The sequence below is a fragment of the Caulobacter sp. GW822-FHT01G02 genome, from assembly GCF_058802865.1.
Map to the genome: position 1 here is coordinate 605,541 of NZ_JBXAON010000002.1, position 14,455 is coordinate 619,995.

Below are 14,455 nucleotides of genomic sequence, written 5' to 3' on the forward strand. Positions count from 1 at the left end.
TGATGACCTAGACCGTTGGCAACGCGTCCAACGCGTCCAGCGTCCGCGTCGAATAGACCAGGGCCGCGCCCGCGTTGATGGCGATGGCCACGCCAAGGGCTTCGGCGATCTCCTCCCGCGTGGCCCCCAGTCGATGCGCCGCCTCGGTGTGGACGCTGATGCAGCCATCGCACCGCAGGCTGACGGACGTCGCCAGGGCGATCAACTCGCGACTCTTGGCGTCGAGATGGCCGGTCTTGGCGCCGGCGCCGCTGAGCGTGGCGTAGCCGCGCACGGAGTCGGGCGACAGCTTGCTGAGATCGCCGACGCCTTTCATCAGTTGGTCGCGATAGTCATTCCAGTTGAGCATGGTCATCAGGGGCTCCTTTTCCTAAGGTCGAAGGGAGAATGGTGAGGGATCAGAGACCCAGATCGGACAGCGAGGGATGGTCGGCCGGCCGCGCGCCGAGCGGCCAGAAGAACAGGCGCTCGGACTCGCTGATCGGGAGGTCGTTGATGCTGGCCAGGCGCCATTCCATCAGGCCGTCGGCGCCAAACTGCCAGTTCTCGTTGCCGTAAGAGCGGAACCAGGCGCCCGTCGTGTCGCGCCATTCATAGGCGAAGCGAACGGCGATGCGGTTCTCGGTGAAAGCCCACAGCTCCTTGATCAGCCGATAGTCGAGCTCCTTCTCCCACTTGCGGGTGAGGAAGGCGACGATCGCCTCGCGGCCCGTAAGGAAGTCGCTGCGGTTCCGCCAGACGCTGTCCGGCGTATAGGCCTGGGCCACGGCGACGGGATCTCGGCTGTTCCAGCCATTCTCGGCCGCCTGCACCTTCTGCCGGGCGGTCTCGAGGGTGAACGGGGGGAGTGGGGGACGCATGACGGCCTCTTTGCAGTCTGTTGGAGGGGGCGAGAGACGCCGACGCCCTTCGCCCTTTGATCTGCGCACGGACCTTGCCGAGCCACGAGTCAGGCGACGTGAAGCCTTGTGAAGCCTCCCGGCGAACGCTGTTGTGCGAGGAGCGGCGAAAACCTTCGCGAGGCCTCACGCCCGGTCACGGCGCTTAACGCGCACTCGGCGCGATCCGGGTCGATGCTCCTGTCATCACGACAAGGAGGCTCTCATGCACAGCATCGCCCTGACAGACCGCCCCACCTGGGCGACGCCCGGCCAAGACATGGTCCGTGCTCTGATCGACGACGCGCTCAAGTCGCTGGACCGCGATCGGCATGCGGCGCGCACCTATCTGGGCCAGGCGCATCGGATCATCGATCGCGAACTGGATGTCGCGCCGATCGCTCCCGAAAACACGCCGCCCCGCTCCAAGGGCGCGCGTCTCACAGGCTGGCGGGTGCGCCGCCTGGCGGAATTCATCGAGGCGAACATCGAGCGGACCATCAAGGTCGGCGAGCTGGCCGGCGTAGTCCGCATCAGCACCAGCCAGCTGGGCCGCTGCTTCAATGTCACCTTCGGCCTGACGCCGTCGGACTACATCATGCGCCAGAGGCTGGAGCGGGCTCGGCACATGATGCTGAACAGCGACGAAGGCCTGGCCCGGATCGCCTATGCCTGCGGGCTATGCGACCAGTCCCACCTGACCCGCGCCTTCCGTAAGCACTATGGCTGTCCCCCGGCGGCCTGGCGCCGTGGTCACCGGGACGAGCGTCGAACCGCTCAGGCCTCGTGGGCGGTGGCGGAGGCGGTCGCGTGAGGCCGCCGCCCCCGCCACGCGTGCGGCCTTACCGGGCGATCCGCTCGGAAACCTGGGCGGACCTGACCGCCGTCCTCGCTCGCGGCGAGGCCGGCGTGATCTTCGGACGCCTCCAGGGCTTGCAGGCGCAAACCGTCGAAAGCCAAGCACGCGAAGGGGACTTGAACGAACGCGCTTACGGACAAGCCCACGAACCCTGACTGTGGCTAAGCTGCGGGACCGCGCGGCGCTGAAGGCTGTGGCCGCGGCGGTTCTATCGGAGCCTTATAGAGGACAGTCCGTTTGGGGGACGCACGCGCCATCGACTCCGGCGAGGCCGCTGGCACACGCCAGGCGCTGTTCGGGCCCTACATGCTCGCGCCGGAGCAGCGGTTGCTGACGCGGCAGGGCGTTCCCGTCGCCGTCGGGGCGCGCGCGCTTGAGGTCCTGATCGCTCTGGTCAGCGAGCATGGCCGAGTGCTGACCCACCGGCAATTGATCGAACGCGCCTGGGCGGGGCTGACCGTCGAGGAGTCAAATCTGCGGGTCGCCGTATCGGGACTGCGCAAGACCCTGCGCGAAGGCGAGGAGGGCGCGCGCTACATCGAGAATGTGGTTGGGCGAGGCTATTGCTTCGTAGCGCCGGTGCGGTGGCTCGACCTTGCATCTGAAGAGCCGCCGCCCTCCGTTGCACCGCCTCCGGTTCACAGCCTTTCAACCCGCCTACCGCTGCCTGCCGCACGCGTGATCGGTCGCGACGTTGTCGTCGATTGCCTCGTCGCTGCGATGGGGGAGCGGTGTCTGACCTCCCTGGTCGGCGCCGGTGGTCTGGGCAAGACCACCGTCGCGGCGCTTGTCGCCCAGGCCCTGAAGGCGCGGGCGGCGATCGAGCCGGTGTTCGTTGACCTCAGCGCGGCCGATGATGAAGCCAGTCTGGTCAAGACGGTGGCGGCCGCGTTGGGCCTGGACGGATCGGGTCGCGAACTTGAGGAGACGGTGCTCACCGCCCTGGCTAGCCATCGCCTGCTGCTGGTCCTCGACGGCTGCGAACATCTGGTCGAAGCGGTCGCTGCGTTCTGCGATCGGCTCACCCGCCGCCTCGACGCCTATCTCATCCTTGTCACCAGCCGCGAAGCCCTGCGCGTGGAGGCCGAGACCGTCCATCTGCTCGAACCCCTGGCCTTCCCGCCCGCCGATGACGTCGCCGTCGCACGCCAGCCGCTCAGCTATTCGGCGGTGCAGCTCTTTATCGAGCGGGCGGAGGTCAGTGGTCGACGCGGGCCTTGGACGGATGAGGAGGCGCGCCTCGCCGGGGACATTTGCCGACGCCTGGATGGCGTGGCGCTGGCGATCGAACTCGTGGCCAGCCGCGTCGGCGCCCTTGGCCTCAAGGGTGTCGCGGACCTCCTGGACGAGAGCCTGGGCCTGCAATGGCCTGGACGCCGTGACGCCGCCCCGCGCCACCAGACGCTGCAGGCGCTGCTCGACTGGAGCCACGACCTCCTGGGCGAACGCGATCGGCGCGTGCTGCGGCGCCTGGCGGTGTTCACCGGCCCCTTCAGCTTGAAGGACGCCCATGCGGTGGCCGGGGACGTGGGCGATGACGCGCTCGAGGTGGCCAACGCCCTGACGAGCCTCGTCGACAAGTCACTGATCTGGACGTCTCACGGCGGTGTGGGGCCTGTGCAGTTCCGGCTGTTGGACACGACCAGGGCCTACGCCCTCGCCAAGCTGACGCGCAGCGGGGAGGCGGAGATCACCGCCGAGCGACACGCCCTGCAGATGCTCGCGCGTCTCGCGGACGGCGCTCGTCCTGGCGCGTCGCTCTTCCAAAAGTACGCCCCTTCGGCGGCGCCTGCCATCGGCGACGTGTTGGCGGCGCTGCGATGGGCGCAGGCCGCCCGTCCCCAAGACCTTTTCCCCAGCCTCGCCGTTGGCGCCGCGCCTCTGCTGCTGTCGCGCGCCCAATTAGAGGAGTGCGAGACCTGGTGCCTGAGGGCTTTGAACCTGCTCACCGAGGCGCGGCGTGGCGGGGTCGACGAACTGAGGCTGCTGGAAGCCGTCGCGATCGCCCGCATGTTCGGTCGGGGCAACCACGACGCCGTCCGCGAAACGATCGAGCGCGGCCTGGCGCTCGCCGAGCGTTTGGGCGCGCGCGCCGACCAGGTGCAGCTACTGGCGGGCCAGCACATCTTCCTCACGCGGATCGGCGAGTTCTCAGCGGCGCTCGACTGCGGGCGCCAATGCGCGGAGCTATGCGACCCCGCGCGTGATCCGGGTGGGGCGGCGCTGGCGCAATGGATGCTGGGCACCTCGCTCCATCTGGTCTCGGACCAGCGCCTTGCCCAGGAAGCGATCGACCGCGGCTTTGCCTACTGGGCTGGCGCCGACGCCGACGGCGCGGATGTCTTTGGCTACGACCACAAGGTGCGCGCGCTGATCGTGTTGTGCCGCGCGCTCTGGCTCCGCGGCGAGCGCGCGCGGTCGATCGAGGTGTGCGAGGCCGCCGTGGCCGAAGCCGAGCGCGGCGGCCGTCCGGTCAGCCTGTGCATCGCGCTGATCTACACCGCGACGGTCGCGCTTTGGGACGAGGACTGGGAAACGGCCGAGCGCTTGATATCGCGTTTGATCGAGCATGCGGCTAGACACGGCATCGGTCCCTATCACGGCGTTGGCTTGGCCCTGGCAGGAGAACTGGATATCGGTCGGGGGCGATACGCCGAAGGCGTCGAGGGGTTGGATCTGGCGCTCGAGCGACTTGACCGGGAAGCCCACCGGCTTCTTTCGCCAGCGTTTTCCGGGACGCTCGCCTGGGGACTCCACGCCCTGGGCGACCAGGCTAAAGCGCGACGGCGGATCCTCGCGGCGTTGGAAGACGCCAAGGCGATCGGCCAGCACTATGACCTGCCAAGGCTCTACCTGATCGCCAGCGAGGTAATGGCGGGCGATGGCGAAGAGGTCTCGCGTGGCTATGTGCTCCAGGCGCTGGAAGCCGCGCGGGCGGGTTCGGCGCTTAGCCTGGAACTCGCGGCGGCCATGGCGTTGCTGGCCTGCGGCGCTCCGGAGGCGGCGCGCGGCGAAGCGCGTGAGCGCGTCCAACAGCTGCTGGCCGCGATGCCCGACCAAGACGGTCCCTTGGCGCGGCGAGCGGCCGATATGGTGTCAGCTCCGACCTAGAGTTCGACGCTTTCACACCGATTCACGCCCTTGAACTGGCGGCCGCTCTGGCGGCGCCCCAGGCTTGAGAAGCCGTCCGGAGCGCGTTGCCTGGCCGTGCGATGATCGCGAAAGAGCTCATACCGACATGCTCTCCTATCGGCGGAATTTCATAGGCGGCCGGCGACAAGCGCCGCTTGGCCGCCTGCGCGTTGAGGTCCGTTCCCCTTATGACGACGCTTGGCTTGGTCAGGCGCCCCTGGCCGGCCAGGCCGACATCGAACTGGCGATCCAGGTCGCGCGTCAGGCGTTCCAGCGGCGGAGTTGGTCGGGATTGAGCCATCAGGCGCGCCTGGCTGTTCTCGATCGCTTCTGGCGTCTCTATCTCGCACGGGTCGATGAACTCGTCCTCCTAAGCGCCCGCCAGACGGCTCTGCCCGTGACGGCGGCGCGCGAGCTGATGGCGCAGGCCCTTGAGGCTGGCGAGGCTCGGCTGACCCATGCGCGCGGGACTGTTGGCGGGGCGGACGCCGCCCCGCGCCGCGCCGCCGGGGTTGTGGCGGCCATCGCGGCCTGGAACGCAACCCAGCCCAGCGCCTTGTCCTGGTTGATGCCGAGCTTGCTTGCCGGCTGCTCGATGATCTTGGCGCTCCCGCCGGTCTGCCCGCTGGACGGCCAGTGGCTGGGCGAATTGCTGGCCGAAGCGGGTATTCCTGACGGGGTGTTCAACATCTTGGTCGCCGACGAGGCCGCTTGCCTGGGGATGGCGGCGCATTCCGAGATCGATTGGCTGGCCTACTCCGGCCCCGCCGCGCTGGCCACGGATCTGGCCCGCGCGCGCGCAGCGGCGGGGAAGTCACTTGTCCACGGCGTGCAGAGCCGCACGACGGGCATCCTACTGCCGGACGCGGACCTCGGCGCGGTGATCTCGGCGCTTGGACCACGTCTGTTTCTGGCCAGCGGCCAGGGACCCTCCAATCCCAGCCGCTTGCTGGCGCCGCGGCACAGGCAGGCGGAATTGGTCGCGTCCCTGTCCAGCTTGGCCCGCACGTTGCCGGTCGGCGATCCGCGAGACGCCCGTACGATAATCGGGCCCCTCATTTCAGAGTCGGCGCGGGCGCGGGCAGCATTGCTGCTCGACGATGCGGCGGTCTCCGGCGCCGAAATCGTTCTGCGGGGTGACGACATTTCGCCAAGGCAAGGCGCGGTCATGGGCGCAGTCATGGGCCCGGCCCTAGCGGCCAATGTCTCGCCGACGATGAGCCTCGTTCGCGATGAGCCCTGGGCGCCGGTGGCGACGGTGATCCCCTATGGCGATCTCGACGAAGCGATCACGATCGCCAATGCTCTGCCAGGCCGGCCGAGCGCGGTCGTCTGGTCCGAGGAACCGGAGATCGCCCTGGCGGTCGCCACCCGTCTCCAGGCCCCGCACGTCGCCCTGAATCCCAAGGCGCTGGTCGCCGACCTCGCGGCGGTCGCACGCGATCGCGAGGATCCATTCTCGCGCCTTCAGGTCCTTACCAGCTCGGAATAGCGATCCATGGCCCGTTTCCTTCTGGTCCACGGCGCCTGGCACGGCGCATGGTGCTGGTCGCGCCTTGAACAGCGGCTCCAACGGCAGGGGCATGCAGTGGAGACGATAGATCTTCCAGGCGTCGGCGAGGCGCTGGACGCGCTCGGTGGAGTCGGCCTCGATGACTGTGCGCGGGCGATCGCCGCCGCCATCGGCGACGATCCGGTTTGGCTGGTCGGTCACTCCCTCGGGGGCGCGGCGATCACCGCCGCAGCGGCGATGCGCCCCGAAGGCGTCAAGGCATTGGTCTATGTCGCCGCCAGCGCGCCGCTTGCCGGCGAGTCGCATCTTCAGGCGCTTGGCCTCGGCCCCGCGGGCGCAGCGGTTCCGAGGATGATTGTCGACGCCGAACGCGGCGTGGCGGCGCTGAGCCGGCAGGACCGTATCGCGGCCTTCTATACGCGTTGCCCCGATGACCTGGCCGCCTGGGCCGCCGACCGTTGCGCGACCTGGCAGGCCCTGGGGCCGGCGGCCGATACGATACCGGGCGATCCGCCAGCCAGCATCGCGCGCTTCTATGTCCAATGCGCCCGCGACGAGGCCATTCCTTTGGAAACCCAGGCGGCCATGTGCGCGCGTCTGACCCTGGCCGGACTGGCGGTGCTCGACGCGGATCACTCGCCGTTTCTGTCAGACCCTGTCGCCTTGGCGGAAGCCTTCGCCGAGTTTGGGCGCTCGCTCGGTTGATCGGCGTAACACGCTGGGCAGGTTCGTCGCCGACCTAGGCATGTACCGCCGCCCACGCGACCATTTTGGGAACGGGTTGGCCGCGGCTTGTACGTCTGATCCGTGGCGCGGTTGTTGCGAAGCCCTCCCCAGTCATAGACCGAGGAGGGTTTCATCATGAGCATCATGGGCCTGACGGCCGGGCAGTCTATCGCGAGCCTGTCTCGGAAGGGCGCCGCGCCAACCGCTTCGCCTTCGCCAGCCGATCCCATCTCGCTTCCCAAGACGGCCTCGCTGCAAAGCCCGACGAGCCTGTTCGACTCCGACACCGCCAACGGCTTTTCATTGACGTTGCTGGGACCTTCCGGCGGCAGCCTGGACCCCGCGCTTAAGGCGCTGCTGAACGGCCAATTGGAGCAGCTTGGCGCCGTCGACACCGACGCCGGAGCCCGCGAGCCAGCGCCGGACGGCGCCCCGGCCGGTCAGCGGTTTAGGACCCCGGACACGTTCCACATGGACCTGGGCGGTGGGCGTTCCGTGGAGATCCATCACGGCGCGCCGGGGCAGGGGGAATACAACCCCGCCGCCATGCGGGCGATGATCGCCACGCTTGAGGCCATGCGCCACGCGCTCGGCGACCCCGTCGCATGAGCGGCTCGTCGCCCCCTTCTGGGGGAGGGGGAGGGCGACGAGCCTACCGAAGCTCGAACTGTGAGCTTCGGATCCGGTTACACGCCGCGATAGACGAGGCGCGTGAAGAGCTCGGGGCTGATGATCGCCTTGCCCCAGACGTCGTCGAAGGCGGCCGTGGGACGGGCGGCGATCACTTGATCGACGCTCAGGCCCCGGGCCTTGAGCTTGGCGACGTTGTCGCGAATGGTCGCGAGCATGGCGCGATAGGCGATCAGGTCGTCGCGGCTGCCGACCGGCCCATGGCCCGGAACAACGATCGTACGCGGCCCGGCCTGAGCGATGCTGGCGTCTGCGGCCGCGATCATTCCGTCGATGCCGCCGCCGGCGACGTAGTCGATGAACGGATAGAGGCCGTTCCACCAAGTGTCGCCCGTGAGCAGAATGTCGGCCTGGGCGAAGTAGGCCGACAGGTCGCCATCGGTGTGGGACGGGGCGTAGGGGCGAAGGACGAGTTGATCGCCGGCGAAGGCGATCGTCGTCGACGCCGTGATGCGCACGTCGGCGCGCCCGCTGGCCGCGACTGGGGTGAAGGTGTGGCCCCATTCCTCGACGCGGATGGTCTCCTCCAGGTGGCGGGCGGTGTTGGCGTGGGCCACCACGACCGCGCCGTCCTGGCGCGCCCAGCCGTTGCCATCGGTGTGGTCCCAATGCCAGTGGGTGTTGATCACATAGCGCAGCGGACCCTTGCCGACGCGCGTGAGCGCGGTCCGCATCTTGGTCTTCGACAGCGCGATGCCGTCGTCGACTAACAGCAGGCCATCGGGACCGCCGATGGCGGCCATGTTCCCGCCGGAGCCCTCGACCAGATAGACGCCGCCACGCAGCGGCGTGAGGGTGATGTCTGCCGCGGTCGCCGCCTTGTTGATATTGGCGTAGGGCGTCTGGGCGGCCGCGGGTCCGGGCTGGGCGCCGAGCAGAGCGGCGACCAAGATGGTGAGGACCGCGCCTTGGCGCGAGAGGAACTGGGGATCGCTCATGGCTTTTCCTTGGGAATTCGGCGCGCAGCAACTGTCGCGTCCCCGGAATCTGCGCCTTGCCTCACCAATGGGCTTGAAGCCGGGCCGCACGCATTTGGCTGAACACCGCCTTCAGCCTCCTCATCCAGCCTGGGTGGCGTCCAGGCGGTGGACCACCGGCGCCACCGTCCACGAGACTGTCCCTTGGTCGATAGCGTCGTGAACGGGCGAGTCGGCCAGTTCGGACATCAGACGACTGGCGGCCGCCCGACCTTGCGCCGCGCTTTCCCAGACCAGCATGTCGATGACCTCGCCGTCCGCGTCCTGGGCGATACGCCGCGATATGAAGCCGGGTTGGCGCTGGAGCCAGGGATCGACGTCGGCGTTGGCGCGGATGAAGTCACCGATCGTCAGCCCGTCGATGAGATGGAAGCGAGTGATTTCAATGGCCTGGGCCGGGGCGGACTTGGTCATGAAAGGAACCTTCGAAAAGGGGCGCGGCGCCGTCGGAGGCGGGGGGCATAAGCGGCCCCGCATGGTCGGCCGCCGCCTCCGGCGCGGCTTGAAGCCACGCCGCGTGCTCTTGGATTATCTCGTCCCGATCCTCGGTCAGATCAGGTAACCGCCCGCCACCTCGATCGACTGGGCGTTGATCCAAGCGCTCTCCTCGGAGAGCAGGGCGGCCACGACCCGGCCGACGTCGTCCGGCTCGCCGATACGGCCCAAGGCGGTCTGCCCCGCGAGCAACGCTTCGAAATCCGTCGTCAGGCCGCCGCCGAGCTCGGTGCGGATCGCGCCCGGGGAGACGGCGTTGGCGCGGATGCGCCGATCGCCGAACTCCTTGGCCATGTAGCGGGTCAGGACCTCGAGGCCGCCTTTGAACGCCGCATAGGGGGCGACGCCGGCGGTGGCCGCGCGGGTCGTGGCGCTGGTGATGTTCACGATGGCGCCGCCGTCGTTCATCAGCGGAAGCAGGGTCTGCGTCAGGAAAAACGGCCCCTTCAGATGCACGTTCAGGAGCCCGTCGAACTGGGCTTCGGTGACGCTTGAGATGGGCTCGAAGAGGCCATGGCCGGCATTGTTGACGAGGAAGTCGAAGCGCTCGCGCCCCCATTGGCTCTCGAGCGCCGCGCTCACAGCGTCACGAAACGCCGTGAAGCTCGAGACCTGGGCGACGTCGAGCGCCAAGGCCTTGGCCTTACCACCCATCGTCTCAATGCTGGCGACGACCGCCTCGGCGCCCTCGGGATGACGGTTATAGGTGACGATCACACCCATGCCGCGCTGGGCGCACTGCAGGGCGGCGCTACGACCCAGGCCGCGGCTTCCCCCCGTGATGATAACGACTGACATGCCCGCTCTCCGCGCTGATTGAGGCGCGGGAAATAGGCCAGCGGGATCTTTTCGGCGCTGGGAGATCCTGCCTTATCCTTGCCTGATCCTGCTTTGTGCTTGCGCGCAGCCGAGCCGCCGCGCAAGCAGTACGGATGGAACAGCCCTTGGACGCGCTGCGCCGTCTTGCGGCTCGCGCCGAAAGCCGGCGGACCGAGACTGGCGTCCCGCGCTTGGCGATGGCGCAGGGCGTCATCCCCGAGCACGAGCTGGCCGCGGTCTATGAGCCGATGATCAATCTGATCCTGCGTGGATCAAAGTCCATGACCATCGGCGGCAAGACGCTGCGGTATGATCCGTCGACCTATTTCGTCATGTCGGTCGACTTGCCGGCCATAGGAACGGTCCACGCTGAGCCAACCGGAGAGCCTTATCTCGCCGTCAGCTTGACGCTGGACCGCGCGGTGATCGCATCGCTTCTGGAGAAGACTCCGCTTTCGGCGGGCGAGGGGGACGGCTATTCCGTCGCCGCGACAACGCCCGAACTGCTCGACGCCTGGGTCCGGCTCATGCGGCTAATGGAGCGGCCCGAAGACATTCCCGTCCTCGCGCCAGTTTATGAACGTGAAGTTCTCTATCGCGTGCTCCAAGGGCCTCAAGGCTGGATGCTCCGCGACATCGCCACGCCGGGCGCGGCGCTGTCTGGCGTTCATGCGGCCGCCCGATGGATGCGGGAGCACTTCGATCAGCCGGCGTCGATTGACGACCTGGCTAGCCTGGCCGCCATGAGCGTCTCAGCGTTCCATCGACGCTTCAAGGCCGTGACCAGCATGACACCCCTGCAGTTCCATAAGACAATTCGCCTGATCCAGGCGCGAAGTCTCATGGTGACCGAGGGCCTAGGCGCGGCGGCGGCTTCCGACCGAGTTGGCTACGAAAGTCCGTCTCAGTTCAATCGCGAATACGCCCGGCTATTTGGTCGCTCTCCACGTCGGGACGCCGAGGCCCTGATCGGCCAGTGGCGAGGTTCTGGAGGAGGCGAGAGATAGGGTGGGGCTTAAAGCCAGGTTCCAGATCCGCTAATTCTGCTGACCATGGAGTTGCCCGGCGATGCCATTTCACAGCTCAGCTTTCGCGCTTGCAGATGGCCGTCGCAGCGAAAAGAGTCAGCCAGTTGCAGAGAATTGAGTCAGAAGCGCCAGAAAGCCGGAACATCGGTAGAACTGGTGTCGAAGAACGCGCCAGTCGCGGAATTTGGAGTCAGTGACAACACAAGTACCCAGGATGACGCAGGTAAGCTCGTCTAAGATATATTATCGGAAATAATGGAATTCTATCGCTGTCGGACACCTCTGATGTCACGGGTCATATTTGATGGCCCCGTTAGTCGTTTCGATATTGGCATGGTACGACCAGAACAGCGGCTGCGCAGGTACTGGTAGATGCGGATCGACCAGGCCTTGACGCTGTCATAATCCGAGAGGCCGCACGTCGGCGCGCCGCGCCGGCGTCACCCAGAAGGGCGCGGCGAAGAGGTCGGCGATGTCCGTGCGCCACGTCGGAAACGTCGCCTCGGGTCGTGGATGTCCAACCATCGCGCTCTCCCTGTCGGGAAGAGAGCCATGGCGTTAAATACACGTCAAGGTAGGATTTGTGAGAAATGCAAGATATACTCGCATAACAGGCCGGAGTGGGCGCTCGTTATCGGGAGGGAGCAGAGGTCATGACCCATCCGTCGCCCAGCGCGGGCGCGGCCCTGCTGGGCGCGCTGAACCTTGTCCTCGCGCCCATGGCCTGCGCCGCGCCCGTCGGCATGATGATCTGTACGGCCAAGGGGCCACGCCCGGCGCCGTCCGGCGATGACCGTCGCGACGCTCCCGCCCTGCCCTGTCACGGCGGCGCGCTGGCCGGCCGCAAAGGCGTGGCGATCATGCCGCCCGATGGCGACGAGACGGACGGGGATTGACGCTCCCGCCTTGATGACAGCGCGCTAGCGCGTCGCCCAGGCGCGGCCGATCTCGGATAGTGGCACGCAGCCGTGATAGGCGCCAGGCACGGGTTCGTACTTCAGGGCCACCGTCGCCCCGGGCTCGGAGGTGAAGTAGCCAACCGTGACCATGTCCTCCAGCGCCGGGAAGAAGTGGGACTGCCCCTGCCCTCGCGCGACACCGGCTTCCTGGTCGTAGGCCGTCAGCAGCGCGACCTGCTGCTCGGGCGTCAGCGCCACGAAGATGTCGCCGTGCGCGGCGCGCGCGTCAGCGTCCATGCGGGCCAGTCCGCCCAGCAGTTGATCGATCTGACCCTTCTCGTAGAAGTCGCCCACGGCGCGGTCGATGAACTGTGGAACGCCAGCCTCGCGGGCGCCGGGCGTGTCGGTCGCCGGGATAATCAGCTCGGCCACCACGTCGAGCAACCGGGCCTGGTCCGCCGTCAGGGCCGTCGGGGTCCAGGTCAGGGCCGGCGCGGGCGCCGCGGCGGCCAGGGCGCGCTCGGCCCAGCCCGTCGAGGCGACGCCGACCGCCAGGGCCAGGCCGCGAAGCGTGTCGCGTCGGTTCAGCATCACAGGTCTCCCCGCTTGCGAGCCTTCACCGCGTGGTCGGCGGCGCGGGCGGTCAGGGCCATGTAGGTCAGGGACGGGTTCACGCACGAGGCCGAGGTCATGGCGGCCCCGTCGGTGACGTAGACGTTCTTGCACTCGTGGACCTGGTTATGGGCGTTCAGCACCGAGGTCTTCGGGTCGCGCCCCATGCGGGCGGTGCCCATCTCGTGGATGCCCAGACCCGGGGCGTAGCCGCCGTCGTGGCCCTTGACGTTCTTGAAGCCGGCGGCCTCCAGCATCTCGACCGCCGCCTGCTGCATGTCGCGGCGCATGGCCATTTCGTTCTCGCGCATGGTGACATTGAACGACAACGTCGGCAGGCCGAACTGGTCCTTCACGTCGCGGTTCAGGGTGATGCGGTTGTCCTCGTAGGGCAGGATCTCGCCGAAGCCGCCCAGACCCATGCTCCAGGGGCCCGGCTGGCTGAGCGCGGCTTTGCGCGCCGCGCCGAAGCCCTTGGCGCCCTGCCCGCGCTCGCCGAGGTCGCGATCCCAGATCGGACGCGAGGCGCCGCCCTGGTAACCGAAACCGCGCAGGTAGTCGGTTCGCTTGGTGGCCGCGTCACCCAGGTTTCGGAAGCGCGGCACGTAGATCCCGTTCGGACGCCGCCCCGAATAGTACATGTCGGCGAACTCGGGCGCCTCGCCCGACGCGCCCACGCCCAGATGGTGGTCCATGACGTTGCGGCCCAACTGGTCGCTGCCGTTGCCGAAGCCGTTCGGGAACCGCGAACTGGTCGAGTTCATCATGATCCAGGCCGAGTTCAGGGCCGAAGCGCACAGGAAGATGACGTCGGCGTGGAATTCCTCGTCCCGCCGGGTCACGGCGTCTAGGATCCGCACCCCGGTCGCCTTGCCGGCCTTCTCGTCATAGATCAGCTCGGTGACGATCGAGTTCGGGCGGATCACCAGGTTGCCGGTGCGCTCGGCCGCGACCAGACCGCCGGAGTTGGAGCTGTAGTAGGCGCCGAACGGACAGCCCCGGATGCACTGGTTGCGGTACTGGCACTTGGTGCGGCCCAGGCTGAGCTGCTCCTCTGTCGGCTCGGTCAGGTGGGCCGCGCGGCCGATGCTGACGCGGCGTTCCGGGAAGCGAGCCTCCGAGCGGCTCTTGAAGGCCTTCTCGACGCAGTTCATCTCCATTGGCGGCTGGTAGTGGCCGTCGGGGAAATGCGGCAGGCCCTCGGGCTGGCCCGAGACGCCGATGAAGCGCTCGACATGCTCGTACCAGGGGGCCAGTTCTTCATAACGAATCGGCCAGTCGACGCCGATGCCCTCCTTGGCGTTGGCCTCGAAGTCGATCGGGCTGTGGCGATAGCTCTGGCGGCCCCAGGTCAGCGAGCGGCCGCCGACGTGATAGCCGCGGATCCAGTCGAAGCGGTTTTCCTCGGTATAGGGGTTCTCGTCGTCCCTGACGAAGAAGTGCTGGCTGTACTCCGTCATCGTGTAGCCGGTGCGGCGCTGCACCGGGTAGTGCGCGTCCAGCTCGGCTTTCGGCAGCTGTCCCTGCGGGTACTTGGTCTGCCAGGGATCGAGGACGGCGGTCGGATAGTCCTCGAGGTGGCGGACCATGCGCCCCCGTTCCAGCACCAGGACCTTGAGGCCCTTCTGGGTCAGCTCCTTGGCCGCCCAGCCGCCCGTGATACCGCTACCAACAACGATCGCGTCGTAAGTGTTCTTACGCCGCGCGCGGCCGTTCAGATTGGCCATGTTCACTCCCTTCGCGGTCGCTCGATGGACCACGTCGGAAGCTGTAAGCCACGCGACGCCCCGACCTCGGCGAACCCCTCATTCTTGCCTGGAGGCTTCC

14 protein-coding genes are annotated in these 14,455 nt (G+C 67.7%); 7 read left to right on the plus strand and 7 right to left on the minus strand.

Features of this window, described 5'->3' with window-relative positions:
- Positions 1-7: 7 nt before the first annotated feature.
- Together AC1RNC_RS08350 and AC1RNC_RS08355 are read right to left on the minus strand one after the other, a co-directional pair.
- On the minus strand, positions 8-355 hold the full coding sequence (locus tag AC1RNC_RS08350; protein ID WP_492885254.1) for a carboxymuconolactone decarboxylase family protein: 348 nt from the start codon (positions 353-355) through the stop codon (positions 8-10).
- A gap of 43 nt (positions 356-398) precedes the next feature.
- The gene (locus AC1RNC_RS08355) at positions 399-860 is read right to left on the minus strand and encodes a nuclear transport factor 2 family protein (RefSeq protein WP_492885256.1); all 462 of its coding nucleotides are present in this window, start codon (positions 858-860) and stop codon (positions 399-401) included.
- A gap of 244 nt (positions 861-1,104) precedes the next feature.
- On the opposite strand from AC1RNC_RS08355, the gene AC1RNC_RS08360 reads away from it, so the two are divergent.
- The 5 genes from AC1RNC_RS08360 to AC1RNC_RS08380 all read left to right on the plus strand — a co-directional run bounded on the left by AC1RNC_RS08360 (position 1,105) and on the right by AC1RNC_RS08380 (position 7,717).
- Entirely contained in the window at positions 1,105-1,692 is a 588-nt protein-coding gene (locus AC1RNC_RS08360) for a helix-turn-helix domain-containing protein (RefSeq protein ID WP_492885258.1), read from the plus strand.
- 282 nt (positions 1,693-1,974) lie between these two features.
- Positions 1,975-4,848, plus strand: coding sequence for an ATP-binding protein (locus tag AC1RNC_RS08365; RefSeq protein WP_492885260.1), 2,874 nt, complete (start codon positions 1,975-1,977; stop codon positions 4,846-4,848).
- A 127-nt stretch (positions 4,849-4,975) separates the two neighbouring features.
- Positions 4,976-6,361 carry an aldehyde dehydrogenase family protein gene (locus AC1RNC_RS08370; RefSeq protein ID WP_492885262.1) on the plus strand — a complete coding sequence of 462 codons (1,386 nt, stop codon included), beginning with the start codon at positions 4,976-4,978 and terminating at the stop codon, positions 6,359-6,361.
- A gap of 6 nt (positions 6,362-6,367) precedes the next feature.
- Positions 6,368-7,087, plus strand: coding sequence for an alpha/beta fold hydrolase (locus AC1RNC_RS08375; RefSeq protein WP_492885264.1), 720 nt, complete (start codon positions 6,368-6,370; stop codon positions 7,085-7,087).
- Positions 7,088-7,243: 156 nt separating this feature from the next.
- On the plus strand, positions 7,244-7,717 hold the full coding sequence (locus AC1RNC_RS08380) for a hypothetical protein (protein ID WP_492885266.1): 474 nt from the start codon (positions 7,244-7,246) through the stop codon (positions 7,715-7,717).
- Between the two features lie 77 nt (positions 7,718-7,794).
- On the opposite strand, the gene AC1RNC_RS08385 is transcribed toward AC1RNC_RS08380, so the two are convergent.
- From AC1RNC_RS08385 to AC1RNC_RS08395, 3 genes are all read right to left on the minus strand, one after another.
- Positions 7,795-8,736 (minus strand): MBL fold metallo-hydrolase, encoded by a 942-nt coding sequence (locus AC1RNC_RS08385; protein WP_492885268.1) that lies wholly within the window; start codon positions 8,734-8,736, stop codon positions 7,795-7,797.
- A 120-nt stretch (positions 8,737-8,856) separates the two neighbouring features.
- Positions 8,857-9,189: a hypothetical protein gene (locus AC1RNC_RS08390; protein ID WP_492885270.1), complete on the minus strand. Its 333-nt coding sequence runs from the start codon at positions 9,187-9,189 to the stop codon at positions 8,857-8,859.
- A 135-nt stretch (positions 9,190-9,324) separates the two neighbouring features.
- The gene (locus AC1RNC_RS08395) at positions 9,325-10,068 is read right to left on the minus strand and encodes an SDR family NAD(P)-dependent oxidoreductase (protein WP_492885272.1); all 744 of its coding nucleotides are present in this window, start codon (positions 10,066-10,068) and stop codon (positions 9,325-9,327) included.
- Positions 10,069-10,214: 146 nt separating this feature from the next.
- On the opposite strand from AC1RNC_RS08395, the gene AC1RNC_RS08400 reads away from it, so the two are divergent.
- Together AC1RNC_RS08400 and AC1RNC_RS08405 are read left to right on the plus strand one after the other, a co-directional pair.
- Positions 10,215-11,096 (plus strand): AraC family transcriptional regulator, encoded by an 882-nt coding sequence (locus AC1RNC_RS08400; protein WP_492885274.1) that lies wholly within the window; start codon positions 10,215-10,217, stop codon positions 11,094-11,096.
- A 674-nt stretch (positions 11,097-11,770) separates the two neighbouring features.
- Positions 11,771-12,013, plus strand: a complete 243-nt coding sequence (locus tag AC1RNC_RS08405; protein WP_492885276.1) for a hypothetical protein — start codon at positions 11,771-11,773, stop codon at positions 12,011-12,013.
- A gap of 24 nt (positions 12,014-12,037) precedes the next feature.
- Here the strand turns inward: AC1RNC_RS08405 and AC1RNC_RS08410 are convergent, their stop codons facing one another.
- Together AC1RNC_RS08410 and AC1RNC_RS08415 are read right to left on the minus strand one after the other, a co-directional pair.
- The gene (locus tag AC1RNC_RS08410; RefSeq protein WP_492885278.1) at positions 12,038-12,607 is read right to left on the minus strand and encodes a gluconate 2-dehydrogenase subunit 3 family protein; all 570 of its coding nucleotides are present in this window, start codon (positions 12,605-12,607) and stop codon (positions 12,038-12,040) included.
- A complete protein-coding gene (locus AC1RNC_RS08415; protein ID WP_492885280.1) occupies positions 12,607-14,355 on the minus strand; it encodes an FAD-dependent oxidoreductase in 1,749 nt (582 codons plus the stop codon). Before AC1RNC_RS08415 ends, AC1RNC_RS08410 begins: the two co-directional genes overlap by 1 nt.
- Between the last annotated feature and the right edge of the window lie 100 nt (positions 14,356-14,455).

Bases quoted from the DNA above. Each gene is read 5' to 3' on its own strand.
- AC1RNC_RS08370 (WP_492885262.1), top strand. From the start codon at position 4,976: ATGCTCTCCTATCGGCGGAATTTCATAGGCGGCCGGCGACAAGCGCCG.
- AC1RNC_RS08355 (WP_492885256.1), bottom strand. From the start codon at position 860: ATGCGTCCCCCACTCCCCCCGTTCACCCTCGAGACCGCCCGGCAGAAG.
- AC1RNC_RS08395 (WP_492885272.1), bottom strand. From the start codon at position 10,068: ATGTCAGTCGTTATCATCACGGGGGGAAGCCGCGGCCTGGGTCGTAGC.
- AC1RNC_RS08410 (WP_492885278.1), bottom strand. From the start codon at position 12,607: ATGCTGAACCGACGCGACACGCTTCGCGGCCTGGCCCTGGCGGTCGGC.
- AC1RNC_RS08385 (WP_492885268.1), bottom strand. From the start codon at position 8,736: ATGAGCGATCCCCAGTTCCTCTCGCGCCAAGGCGCGGTCCTCACCATC.
- AC1RNC_RS08360 (WP_492885258.1), top strand. From the start codon at position 1,105: ATGCACAGCATCGCCCTGACAGACCGCCCCACCTGGGCGACGCCCGGC.
- AC1RNC_RS08415 (WP_492885280.1), bottom strand. From the start codon at position 14,355: ATGGCCAATCTGAACGGCCGCGCGCGGCGTAAGAACACTTACGACGCG.
- AC1RNC_RS08375 (WP_492885264.1), top strand. From the start codon at position 6,368: ATGGCCCGTTTCCTTCTGGTCCACGGCGCCTGGCACGGCGCATGGTGC.
- AC1RNC_RS08390 (WP_492885270.1), bottom strand. From the start codon at position 9,189: ATGACCAAGTCCGCCCCGGCCCAGGCCATTGAAATCACTCGCTTCCAT.
- AC1RNC_RS08380 (WP_492885266.1), top strand. From the start codon at position 7,244: ATGAGCATCATGGGCCTGACGGCCGGGCAGTCTATCGCGAGCCTGTCT.
- AC1RNC_RS08405 (WP_492885276.1), top strand. From the start codon at position 11,771: ATGACCCATCCGTCGCCCAGCGCGGGCGCGGCCCTGCTGGGCGCGCTG.
- AC1RNC_RS08350 (WP_492885254.1), bottom strand. From the start codon at position 355: ATGACCATGCTCAACTGGAATGACTATCGCGACCAACTGATGAAAGGC.